This window comes from Methylobacterium sp. CM6246 (assembly GCF_054818005.1).
This window is the reverse complement of the sequence record NZ_JBTXKY010000001.1, coordinates 5,917,252-5,928,889: the sequence shown is the minus strand read 5'-3', so window position 1 is coordinate 5,928,889 and position 11,638 is coordinate 5,917,252. Positions and strand designations below refer to the sequence as shown.

Here is an 11,638-nt window from a genome sequence, read left to right as displayed (position 1 = left end):
CTCCCGATCCGACGCTTCGAGATTCGCCAAAACGCGTACGTTCAGGCCGTCGAGCTTTATCGACGACTGGTACTTACCGAATCTGACTGTGGCGTCGATTGTCCACCGGAGATCGGTCGCGACGGATGATCGCTGGCCCGGCTCGGGTGTCCGCCGACGAGCGCTTGAGCCCGCGGGCTCCGCTCACGCCGTCGGGCGCGGGGCCTGTTCCGCCGTCACCGCCTTGTCGGCACTGAACGCGCCCCGCAGGGTCGCGCGAACCATGCCGTTGATCCCTTCGGCCGCCGAGGCTTCCGAGAACAGGGTCTCGTAGCGCGCCCGCGCCGCGGCGCCGAAGCCGCGCCAGCTGGCTGGATCGGTGGCGATGCGGGCCAGCAGATCGGCGATCGGCTGCGGACCGCCCGGCGGCACGATCCAGCCGGTCTTGCCGTCGGCGACCACCTCGGGAAGTCCGCCGATGTCGGTCACCAGCGGCGGCACCCCGTAGGACATCGCCTCGATCGCGACCCGTCCCAGGGATTCGGGCCGCTGCGACGGCATCGTCACCACGTCGGCCCAGCGGTAGAGCGCGGACGGATCGTCCACGAACGGCTGGAGCGTGACCTGCTTCGACAGACCCGTCTCGGCGATCCGTGCGGCGAGGGCTTCCTCGCGCGCAGCATCCTCGAAGGCGCTTCCGACGATCCGCAAGTCGATCCGGTTGCGAACGGCTTCCGGCAGGGAGGCGAGCGCCTCGACCAGGACGTCCTGGCCCTTGATCCGGCTGATCCGGCCGAGCATCAGCACGCGCAGCGGACGCGTGCCGTCGTAATCCCGGTCGTTCGGCTCGGCCGGGCCCGCGATGCCGTTATAGACGACCCGGGCCGTGGCCTCCGGGGGCAGCGTGTAGGCGCGCTCGGTGGCGCGCGAATTGAACACCACGTTGGCCCCGCTCCAGCGGATCAGCCCGCGCAGGACCTTCAGCACGGCGCCTTCCGGGATCTCGTGCACATGCACGATGCTGCGCCCCGGCAGCAGGCGGGCGGCCAGCAGGTAATCGGCCACCACGGTCGTGTTGACGTAGACGAGGTCGCTGTCGCGGATGCGCCGAAGCGCCCGGGCCACCGCGAAGGGCAGCGCCATCATCCCGAGCGTCGCGAGCCGGGCGAGGTTCTTGCGCCGCAGAATCCACAGGGGCTCGATCACGATGGCGCTGGCATAGGGCTCGAGCGCCGCCACAATCGGGCCGCTACGGGGCAGAACCACGTCGATCCGCGCGCTCGGATGGGCGGCCCGGATTGTCCGTACTGTCTCGATGAAGCAGCGATCCGACCCGTAGAGCTCGAAACCCTGATGCACGCAGGTGATTTGGGTGACCGGTGCATCGCCGCGGGCGCGGCTGAATATGAACCGGCGCGTCGTCCCGGCGGAGCCCGGCTCGGCGAATGCGTCACGCTGAAGAGTCTGTGCCGTCTCCGGCCCAAACGCGAACGGATGCGATGCCCCGTGAGCACCGACTGGGCTAGAAGATGTCGTGAGTATCGAGAAATCTACCATAAGATGAATACTTATCAGTCTATAACAACCGTGAGTTGTATCGCCTGTTTAGGCGACCGTTATTCCTGTCTCCGTACAATATGAATCGCTGACAAGAAAGGAAGAGCCGTGCCCGTTGATGTGCCCACACTACTTATTCTTGGGACACGCGGGATTCCGGCCGCCCATGGCGGCTTCGAGACTTTCGCGGAACGACTCGCGCTCTATCTGGCGGGTCGCGGCTGGCGCGTGGGCGTGTATTGCCAGGCAGAGGTCGACCGGGTGGGGGACCGAATCTCGACCCGAACCTGGAACGGCATCGAACTGATCACCGTGGAGGTCGCCCTGCGCGGCCCGGCCGCGACGCTGGCCTTCGATGCGTTCTGCGTGAAGGACGCGGCGTCGCGGGGCGGCGTCTGCCTCGTTCTCGGCTACAACGGCGCGGCGTTCCTACCCTATCTGCGGGTGCGCGGCGGCCGGATCCTGACCAACATGGACGGGATCGAGTGGCGTCGGCCGAAATGGTCGCTGCCGGTCCGGACGTTCTTCTACCTGAGCGAGTGGATCGCCGCCTGGGCGTCGCAGCGCCTCGTGGCCGACCATCCGGCGATTGCGGACCATCTCGCCCATCGCCGCCCACGGCGCGCCATCGCGACGATTCCCTACGGGGGCGACCCGCCGCCGGCGGATCTCGGGCCGCCTCCGCTCGGTCTCACGGCGGGTCGCTACCTCGTGTCGATCGCCCGCATCGAGCCCGACAACAACATCCTGACGCTCGTCGAGGCGTTCTCACGCAAGCCGCGGGGCATGCGGCTCGTGGTGCTCGGAACGTTGAAGGTCGGCAATGCCTATCACCGTGCGGTCGAGGACGCCGCGGGACTGGAGGTGCTGATGCCGGGAGCGATCTACGAGCCGGAACTGGTCCAGAGCCTCCGGGTCCACGCCCGCGCCTATCTTCACGGCCACACGGTCGGCGGCACCAACCCGTCGCTGGTCGAGGCGCTGTGGGCCGGCAACGCGGTGATCGCCCACGACAATCCCTTCAACCGCCACACCGCGGGCGATGGTCAGTTCTACTTCACGGACGGGGACAGCTGCGCCGCCGCCATCGAGCGCGTGATCGCCGACGACGATGCGGTCGCGGCGGCCGGTGCGGCGGCGCGGGCGCGTGCCGAAAGCTTCCGCTGGGACGACGTGTTGGCAGCCTACGAAGGCGAGCTGCGCCGGGTCGGCGGCTACCCGGCGCTCGCCGCATCGCCGATCCGGATCGACGCCAGCCCGGCTCGCGCGACGGTCGGGACCGACATGTGAGCGCGAACCGGCGCTCGGTGCTGGCCGGCGGCCTCGCGCTCGCCGGCGCCGGTCCGCTCCCGGCTGCGGCCGTGGCCGAACCGCTTCCGCTGCGCCGCGGCATCGCCCTGTGGCCCTGGTTCTCGCTGACCACGGAGTTTCCGGCGCCGCGCATCGATTACGCCTGGCCGCCGTTCCAGGCTGACCGTCCGACCCCGACCCGCGACGACCTGCGCCGGCTGGCCGTGCTGGGCTTCGATTTCGCGCGGCTTCCCCTGGATCCCGGACCGTTCGTGGCGTTCACGGGCGGGCGCCGGGCCGACCTCATGGCCATGCTCTCGGCCGCGATCGACGACGTGCTGGCCGCCGGGATGCGCGTCCTCGTCAACGTGCAGGCGAATGCCGCCACGCATCATTACACGCCCGACGCGTTCTACGGATCGGACCGGGCGCCGCTGTTCCCCGCCTATCGCGATCTCATCGCGGACCTCGCCCGGCTCTGCGTCCGGAAGGGTATCGGGCGGGTGGCGCTGGAGCCGGTCAATGAGCCGCCGCAGGGCTGTGGGGCCGAGGCCTGGAACCGGGTCCAGGCCGGGCTCCTCACCGCAGCGCGGGGCGCCGCGCCGGGCCTGACCCTGGTGGCGACCGGCGCCTGCGGCAGCCTCGTCTCCGGGCTGACGGTCCTCGACCCGGAAGCCCTCGCCCGGTTCACGCCGCTGCTCTACACCTTCCACTTCTACGAGCCATACCTGTTCTCCCACCAGGGCGCGACATGGCTCACCGAAGAGCCGTTCTATCGCTGGCTGAACGCCGTGCCCTGGCCCGGCACCCCGGGGCGCCAGCCCGAAACCCTGGCGGCGGTCCGGGCGCGCATGGCTGCCGACCGCGCGGTCCCGGAGGCCGAGAAGGCCCGGGACCGCGCGGTGATCGAGGCGAAGCTGCGCGACTACTTCGCGGCCGAACCGGGACCGGCCTACCTGGCGAAGGAGCTGGCCCCGGTCGCGGCCTGGGCCGACCTCTACGGGATCCCGGCGCGGCAGATCCTGATGGGCGAGTTCGGGGCTTTGCGCACCGATGCCCGATACACCGCATCCCGGGCGCCCGACCGCGCGGCCTATCTCGGCGACGTGCGGAGGGCGGCGGAGCAGGCGGGCTTCGGCTGGTCGTTCTGGAACCTGTTCGACGGGCTCGGCCTGATGGACGACGCGCATAGGATCGATCCCGCCCTTGTGGCCGCGCTGGGTCTCACGCCGCGGCCGTGAGCGGCCGTCAGGCCCGCGCGCGCAGGGAATTGGGCGGAAACAGCACGATCAGCATCAGGGCGAACTTCGCCAGCATGGTGGTCTTGCCGGCCAGACCCTCGAAGGTGTTGACCAGGATCACGAAGGTAAGGATCGGCAGCCAGACGCCGCGTCGGCAGTTGCGCGCGATCTCCGTGAGATAAAGACTCACTGCCACGACCAGCAGCGTCGTCACCAGGATGCCGTGGTACAGCACGTCGGAAACGATCGAGTTCTCGATGCCCCATTCCAGGCCGTAGATCCGCCGCAGGGTGCTGACCTGCAGGAGGTCGGGCGCCAGCAGCAGCTGCCGGAACGGGACGGCATCGAAGATCGCCAGCATGTCGACCCGGGCCTGGGCGCTGCCGCCGTCCGAGACGAAACGGCTGAGCAGCGTGTCGAAGAACCCCACCGCTGCCAGCACCGCGACCATCACCGGCAGCGCCGTCAGCACGAAACACGCGCAGGCCGCCCCGATCATGGGGATGCGGTTGCTCCGCAGCGTCCGGTTCAGGGCGAAGAGGCCGACCGCCCCGCCGAGCGCGAGGGTCGTCACCGTGGCCGACCGGCCGCCGAAGGTCACCAGCGCGACGAGCTGCAGGGCGATCACTCCGGCCCGGAGCGCCGGGTTCAGGCGGCCACCGCCGTTGGCGAGCGCCAGGATGTAGCAGGCGGTGAGCGTCGCGTTGACCAGCGGGTGGCCCTGGAGCGCGGCCGAGCGCGTGTCCGTCTCGAACGCCATGCCGTCGAACCGGAACGGGAAGAACCGCTGGCCGCTGGCGAACTCGAACAGGCCGAGCAGCGCGTTGGCGAGCATCATCAGGTGGAAGACGGCCTCGATCCGCCGCAGCGTCGCGGCATCCCGGTCCATCAGCAGGATCGGGACGAGCCCGGCCAGCACGAAGGTGTCGATCGAGCCGGCCAAGCCCGTGCCGCCGCGGGCCGCGATCAGTATGAGCAGCAGCACGCCGCAGAAGGCCAGCAGCACGCAGGCCGGCCGGCGGTTGAGGGCCTGCGCGACCGGGATCACCGGGTTGCCTGCGCGCAGCATCGTCCAGCCGACCAGGGCGACGACCATGTAGGTCGCCGGATGGATCTTCGCGGGTGCCGAACCGCTGATGCCGTCGTAGTTGAGGCCGAGCGCCCAGAGCAGGCCGCCGGATACGCCGACCAGAACCACGGTCAGCAGGACGAAGGCCATCGATTCGAGCCGGGCCAGGCCGCGCAGGCGCGTGTCCGGCCTTGAACGCGCCGCCTGCCGGTGCGCGAAGCCCGCGGGCCGCGCCGTGCTCACGCGCTACGCCGGTCGAGCAGTAGGGAGCCGGAGACGGGCCGGCCCAGGGCTTCCGAGGTGTCGACCAGGTCGATCAGGTCGCGCTGGCGGGTGGCGCCGTTGCAGACGACCAGGAGCAGCCGGTCCGCCGCCGCCGCGATCGGGCCGAGACGCAGGTTTTCGGAGAGAACGCCGCCGTCGACGAGCACCAGTTCGAAGCGTCCCTTCACGCCGGCCAGAAAGCGTTCGATGTTGGTCGGGACCAGCGCATCGCGGATCGGCTTCTGGGTATCGCCGAGCCCGATCCGCCGGGCGCCGGTCTTCGCGTCGACCTGCGTGACAGCGTTGAGGCTCTGCTCACCGCGCAGCACGTCGAGGAGCCCGGCTGTGCCGGCGCTGTCGGTTCGGAGATCGGCATCGATCAGCAGCACGCGGTCGCCGCGTGCCACGGCCACAGAAGCGAGCAGCGCGATCACCGCCCGGCGCTCGGTCGCCTCGGCCTGGCCCGACGTCACCAGCAGCGCCAGCGAGCGGCCCCGCGTACCCGCCGTGGTGGCGAGGTGGTCCAGGGTGAAGCTCGCGGCTGCCGTGCTGGCGCCGCCCGGCTGGACGCCCGGGATCACCGCGACGACGGGGGCGTTCGACAGCCGCTCCAGTTGACGCGACGACAGGACCGTCGGCTCCAGGTATTCCCGGGTCAGCGCGAGGCCGGCGCCGAGGCCGAGGCCGCCTGCCAGCGCGGCGGCGACCAGGATCAGCCGCGGCGGCCAGCTCGCATCCTGCGGCGGCCGGGCCGATGTGATGATGCGGGCATTCGAGCTGTCGATCCCAGACTGCTCCTTGATCTCGCGGGTACGCACCAGGAAGGTGTTGTACACGGTGCGGGCCGCCTCGACCTCCCGCTCCATCTCGCGCAGCTGAACCGAGGATTGCGCGGTCACCGCCGATTGCCGCTGCAGCCGCTCCAGGTCGGCTGCGAGCGACTTCTCGTTGGCCTGGGCGCGCTGGTACTCGGTCTCGGCGGCGCCGGCGATGCGGTTCAGTTCTGCGTCGATCAGGCGGCGGACATCCTGCATCTGCGTGCGTACGGCGGCGATGTAGGGATGGCGCTCGCCGAGGTTGGTGCGCAGGTCCGCTTCCTTGGCGGCGAGCTCGGCATACTGGCCGCGCAGCCGGTCGACCGCCGAGGATTGGACGGCCTCCGGCATCGCCCCGGAGCCGATTGCCTGGCCGCGCGCATCCTTGATACCCTGAAGGCGCGCCTTCGCCTCGGCGGTCCGGGCCCGCGCCGCCACCAGACGGGCGTTGGAATCGGTGAGCTGCTGCTCGTTCACGAGCCGACCGCTCGACGCGATCAGGCCGTTGCGCGCCTTGTAGTCCTCGAGCTTCTTGTCGGCGGCGTTGACCGCGTTGCGCAGCTCGTCGAGGCGTCCGCGCAGGTCGCCGGAGGCGCGCTTGGCGGCGTCGGAGCGCGCCTCGGTCTGGTCGGCCAGGTAGGCGCTCGCGATCGCGTTGACGATGCGGGCCGACAGGTCGGGATCCACCGTGGTGACGACCACGTCGATCACGAACACCTTGTCGGCGCGCTTGACCGCAAGCTTGCGCCGCAGCTGGTCGAGCGCCCGGCCGCGCGCATCGACCGGCCGCTCCGGCTTGGGACCGAGCACCAACTCCCGGAGCGAGGCGATGCTGCGCGCGACCAGGCCGTCCTGAGCCGCGCCGAACCCGGGCTCGCTCTCCAAGCGCGCCTGCGTCACGGCCCGGCCCAGGACCGCGTCGGATTCGATCACTTTCACCTGGCTCTCGACCTGGGCGATGCCGCCGTCCGGCGACAGCGCGGCGGGATTGACGTCGTTCAGGACGACCTGCCGGTCGCGCGGGTCGATCAGGATCTGCGCGGTCGCGGTGTAGAGGGACGGGGTGATCAGAGCATAGGCGAGGACCAGCAGCCCGAGCACCAGGGCGGTCCCCAGCACCGTGCGCTTGCGCCGCCACAGGATGCGCCACAGGTCGCCGAACTCGGCGGTGGTGTCGGGCCGGGTCGGGCCCGTCCGCTCCGGCTGTGCCGGATGGACCGGCGCGAGCCAGCTCGCCACGGCAATGTTACGGTCGATCTGTGCCACGATCGGTCACCATCGTCTCGAACTCGGTCGGTCCCTCGCGGGCTCCACCCCCACTGCAAGTGTCGCGCAGACTGCTGACAATCCCTCAAGACTGCCGAGGGTCGTGGCCGCACGCACCGATTACTCAGCGTCTGGTAAACGCCCTCTACCGAAGTTTGCTGCCGCCAGGATTATCCGTCCCGTTAGGGTTTGGGAATTAGGTCGTAGCCGCAGCCGTGATCTGCCGGACTGCTACACTGCGCAGGGGCGCTCCATCATGCATGTGAGAGTTCGCCTGGACGGCGCCGAACCACGCCGCTGGCAGATCGCTCTGTTGGAGCGAATCGCCGCGACACCCGGCATCCGCGCCGTCAGCATCGACGCCGCGCAGGTCCCGAACGGGTGGCCCGACACGGTCGAGCTGCTGTTCCGGCTGGAGGCACTGATCCACCGTCTGCCGCGTATCGGCTCGGAGCGCCTGCCGCCGACCGCCCTCGACCCATGGCGGCGGCAAGACGCCTGGCCCGATCTGACGATCGACCTGTGCGGTGACCTACCTGCCGGGCCCCGCATCTGGCATCTGGCCTTCGACGGCCGGCGCGGCGACGACGCCCTGCTGGCGAGCTTGCTGGCCGGTGCCGTCCCGCGGGCTACGCTGATCGCGGATGGGCGCATTCAGGCCGAAGGCCGGCTCGGCACCGACCGGCCCGGCATCCTTCTCGCCGGCATCGACGACGCGCTGGCGCGGACGGTGACCCTGATCGCCGCAGCAACCGCTCGCCGCGCCGCCGGGCGCAGCGCTCCGCCCTCGGCCGTGCCCGAGCCGTCCCCGAGGCCCGAGCGGACGTTGCCGGGCAGCGAACTCGGTTCGCGCGCAGTGCGGATGCTGGCCGGCGCGGTCATCCGCCGCCTGTACCATCTCTGCTACCGCGCTCCGCACTGGCGCTGCGGCTGGCGGCACCTCGACGGACCGGACCTGATCGACCTCGGGCGTCACCCCCAGACCGGGTGGACCGATCTGCCGGATGACGGCCACCGCTTCTACGCCGACCCGTTCCCGCTCGCCTACGCCGGGAGCACGCACGTCTTCGTCGAGGAATTTCCGCACGCGACCGGCAAGGCGATCATCTCAGCCGTCCGGTTCGGCCCGGACGGCCCGGAGGGCACGCCCGTGCCGGTCCTGGAGGAGCCCCATCATCTCTCCTATCCGTTCGTGTTCGAGCGTGACGGGGCGGTCTGGATGGTCCCGGAGAGTTCCGCGGCCGGCCGGGTCGATCTCTACCGGGCGACCCGCTATCCCGGAGGTTGGGTCAAGGAGGCGACGCTGCTCTCCGACGTGGTCGCCAGCGATGCGACGCTCCTCGAACACGGCGGCCGATGGTGGCTGTTCGCGACCGTGCGCGATGCCGCCACCGAGGCGCCTCCCGGCTCCGGATCCTACCACGACGCGCTGTGCCTCTGGTCGGCTCCCGATTTCCGGGGTCCCTACACGCCGCATCCGGCCAACCCGGTCCTGATCGATCCTGCGACCGCCCGGCCGGCCGGGCGCATCGTCGAGCGCGGCGGCCAGCTGATCCGCCCGGTCCAGGACTGCGCCACGGGTTACGGCCGCGCCCTCGGGCTGGCGCGGATCGATCGCCTGGACCCGGACGGGTTCGCCCAGACCCTGATCGGCCTCATCGAACCAGGCCCGGCCTGGGCCGGGACACGGCTCCACACCGTCAATTCGGGTGGTGGCATCGAGTGCATCGACGGCTCGGCCCGAGCCCCTCGGATCCGGATGCCGGGCCGTTCCTGATCGCTTCGCAGCGTTGCCGGCGTCGGTAGCCCCCAAACCCATGGGTTCAGCCTGTTGCAACAGGGCTTCAGGGGTCAAAACGCTGTCCCAGCGCTTGTTGCCTACCTCGATGGTGGATAACGCAACTTGTGCGTGCCTTAAGCCGGATGGACTAATTGCATAGATTGTATTTTGGTTTGAGGATGTCTGATATCCCGTGCGTCCGATCAATCGGAGTGACTGTTTCATGAGTGCAAGCGCCACGATCGGAACCGACATGCCTGCGCGCAACGCCCTGAATGTCAGGCTCTCGCGGATCGCCGCCGTTGCCGGCATCCCGGTCGAGGCGTTCTTCACCGAATCGGTGTCTGCGACCCATGGCGGTCTGATCGAGCTGATCCGCCTCTGGGACGCGGCCGAGACGGAGACCGTGCGGGCCGAGATCCTGGCCGGCACCCGCGCGGTCGTCGCCGGGGCGAGCGACAACCTTCGCTGAGGAACGCTCGGCCGCCGCGATACGGAGCTGAGCCGACGCGTCGGATGCCGCATCGGATCGATCCCTGCCCATCGATATTTCCATGTCGTCGGCCCTGGCGGGAGCCCCACGAGATCGCTACATTGCGAACGCGGGGCTGCAGAGTCCGTCAGGAGCACTTTCCCCGGGGCCTTATCGACTCCCTCGGGAGCTGTCCCTGGCCTCGTCCCTGGACTTGGCCAACACGGCGCCCACCTACTCTGTAGGTTTCCCGGGATCGATCCTCCAACGGCTCACGTGGCTCCGCACTCATCGTCTTCAGATACCGGATCTCCCAGCCCGGACGCGGTCCTCAAGGCCGCACTGCGCAGTTCGGCACTGGCCGCCCGGGACGCGCTGGATCCGGCCGCCCGGCTGGACGCCTCCGCTCGGATCGCCCGCGCGCTGCTGGCTCTGCCGGAACTGGCCGAGGCCCGGCTGGTCGGCGCCTATTGGCCCATCCGCAGCGAGGTCGATCCGCGTCCCGCTGCCGAGGGGTTGCTCGCCCGTGGCCAAGCGGTCGCACTGCCGCACGTTACCCCCGAGGGACTGATCTTCCGGGAGTGGCGGGCCGGGGACGCGCTGGTCGCCGGCCGCTTCGGCCTGAGCGAGCCGGATCCGTCGCTTCCGCCCGTGGAGCCCGACGCCCTGATCGTGCCGCTCGCTGCCTTCGATCGCGACGGCCAGCGCATCGGATACGGTCGCGGGTACTATGACGGCGCGATCGCGCGCTTGTCCGCTCGGCGACCCGTCCTCACGGTCGGGGTCGGCTTCTCCGTCCAGGCGGTTGAACACGTGCCGGCTGAGCCGCACGACCGGCCGCTCCAGTTCGTGATCACCGAGATGGGCGTGATCCGGTTCGACAGGACATCCTGATCCATGCGGCTGCTCTTTCTCGGCGACGTGATCGGTCGCCCGGGCCGTACCGTCGTGTGCGAGCGCCTGCCCAAACTCCGGGAGCGCTGGCGGCTCGACTGCGTCGTGGTCAACGGTGAGAACGCCGCCGGCGGCTTCGGCATCTCCGAGACGATCTGCGACGAGCTGATCCAGGCGGGCACCGATGCGGTGACGCTCGGCAACCACAGCTTCGACCAGCGCGAGGCGCTGGTGTTCATCGCCCGTCAGCCCCGTCTGGTGCGGCCGGCGAACTATCCTCCGGGTACGCCGGGCCGCGGCGCCACCGTGGTGGAGACGCAGGGCGGAGCCCGGGTGCTCGTGGTCAACGTGATGGGCCGGGTCTTCATGGACGCCATGGACGACCCCTTCACCGCAGTCGAACGCGAGATCTCCGCTTGCCCGCTCGGGGCCGCCGCCGACGCCGTCGTGGTGGACGTGCACGCCGAGGCGACCAGCGAGAAGCAGGCGTTAGGCCATTACCTCGACGGCCGTGCCAGCCTCGTGGTCGGGACCCACACCCACACGCCGACGGCCGATCACCGGATCCTGCCCGGCGGCACGGCCTACCTGTCGGATGCCGGCATGTGCGGCGACTACGATTCGGTCATCGGCATGCAGAAGGATGAGCCGATTCGCCGGATGATCCAGAAGACGCCGGGTTCCCGCTGGGAGGTCGCCGGCGGCGAGGCGACGCTGTGCGGCTTCGCCGTCGAGACGCAGGCGGACGGCCTGGCGACCCGGGTCGCGGCGGTCCGCCTCGGTCCGCATCTCGAGGAGAGCTGGCCTCGGTTCTGGGACTAGCGCCCTCGCAGCCGAGGCGGGTGCCGGCACGCGCCGCCCCAGGAACTTCAGCGGCCCGCACCCGTAGATTGCAGAGATCCTCTGAACCAGGGAGCTCCGCATGCCTCAGATGTTCGACTGGATTTTCTTCGCCATCATGCTTCCGTTTCCGGCCTATCTGGTCTGGGACTGGTACCAGCACCGCTAAAG

9 protein-coding genes and 1 other RNA gene are annotated in these 11,638 nt (G+C 70.0%); 7 read left to right on the top strand and 3 right to left on the bottom strand.

The window, feature by feature from the left end:
* Positions 1-183: 183 nt before the first annotated feature.
* Positions 184-1,536 carry a glycosyltransferase family 4 protein gene (locus ACYQPG_RS28595; protein WP_461232247.1) on the bottom strand — a complete coding sequence of 451 codons (1,353 nt, stop codon included), beginning with the start codon at positions 1,534-1,536 and terminating at the stop codon, positions 184-186.
* Positions 1,537-1,644: 108 nt separating this feature from the next.
* Here ACYQPG_RS28595 and ACYQPG_RS28590 point away from each other — a divergent pair, with 108 nt between their 5' ends.
* Together ACYQPG_RS28590 and ACYQPG_RS28585 are read left to right on the top strand one after the other, a co-directional pair.
* Positions 1,645-2,826 carry a DUF1972 domain-containing protein gene (locus ACYQPG_RS28590; protein ID WP_419830801.1) on the top strand — a complete coding sequence of 394 codons (1,182 nt, stop codon included), beginning with the start codon at positions 1,645-1,647 and terminating at the stop codon, positions 2,824-2,826.
* Complete coding sequence (locus ACYQPG_RS28585) at positions 2,823-4,067, top strand: glycoside hydrolase family 5 protein (protein WP_461232246.1); 1,245 nt, start codon at positions 2,823-2,825, stop codon at positions 4,065-4,067. The genes ACYQPG_RS28590 and ACYQPG_RS28585 overlap by 4 nt, the downstream gene beginning before the upstream one ends.
* Positions 4,068-4,074: 7 nt before the next feature.
* On the opposite strand, the gene ACYQPG_RS28580 is transcribed toward ACYQPG_RS28585, so the two are convergent.
* The gene (locus tag ACYQPG_RS28580; RefSeq protein WP_461232245.1) at positions 4,075-5,379 is read right to left on the bottom strand and encodes a VpsF family polysaccharide biosynthesis protein; all 1,305 of its coding nucleotides are present in this window, start codon (positions 5,377-5,379) and stop codon (positions 4,075-4,077) included.
* Positions 5,376-7,481, bottom strand: a complete 2,106-nt coding sequence (locus tag ACYQPG_RS28575) for a GumC family protein (protein WP_147906284.1) — start codon at positions 7,479-7,481, stop codon at positions 5,376-5,378. Before ACYQPG_RS28575 ends, ACYQPG_RS28580 begins: the two co-directional genes overlap by 4 nt.
* Positions 7,482-7,737: 256 nt before the next feature.
* On the opposite strand from ACYQPG_RS28575, the gene ACYQPG_RS28570 reads away from it, so the two are divergent.
* The 5 genes from ACYQPG_RS28570 (at position 7,738) to ACYQPG_RS28550 (ending at position 11,449) form a co-directional block, all read left to right on the top strand.
* Positions 7,738-9,258: a glucosamine inositolphosphorylceramide transferase family protein gene (locus ACYQPG_RS28570; RefSeq protein ID WP_461232244.1), complete on the top strand. Its 1,521-nt coding sequence runs from the start codon at positions 7,738-7,740 to the stop codon at positions 9,256-9,258.
* Between the two features lie 256 nt (positions 9,259-9,514).
* Positions 9,515-9,733, top strand: a complete 219-nt coding sequence (locus ACYQPG_RS28565) for a hypothetical protein (RefSeq protein ID WP_461232243.1) — start codon at positions 9,515-9,517, stop codon at positions 9,731-9,733.
* 130 nt (positions 9,734-9,863) lie between these two features.
* A non-coding RNA gene (ssrS, locus tag ACYQPG_RS28560) (6S RNA) lies at positions 9,864-10,020 on the top strand.
* Positions 10,010-10,627, top strand: a complete 618-nt coding sequence (locus ACYQPG_RS28555) for a 5-formyltetrahydrofolate cyclo-ligase (protein WP_461232242.1) — start codon at positions 10,010-10,012, stop codon at positions 10,625-10,627. The genes ssrS and ACYQPG_RS28555 overlap by 11 nt, the downstream gene beginning before the upstream one ends.
* A 3-nt stretch (positions 10,628-10,630) precedes the next feature.
* Positions 10,631-11,449 (top strand): TIGR00282 family metallophosphoesterase, encoded by an 819-nt coding sequence (locus tag ACYQPG_RS28550; RefSeq protein WP_461232241.1) that lies wholly within the window; start codon positions 10,631-10,633, stop codon positions 11,447-11,449.
* Positions 11,450-11,638 lie beyond the last annotated feature (189 nt).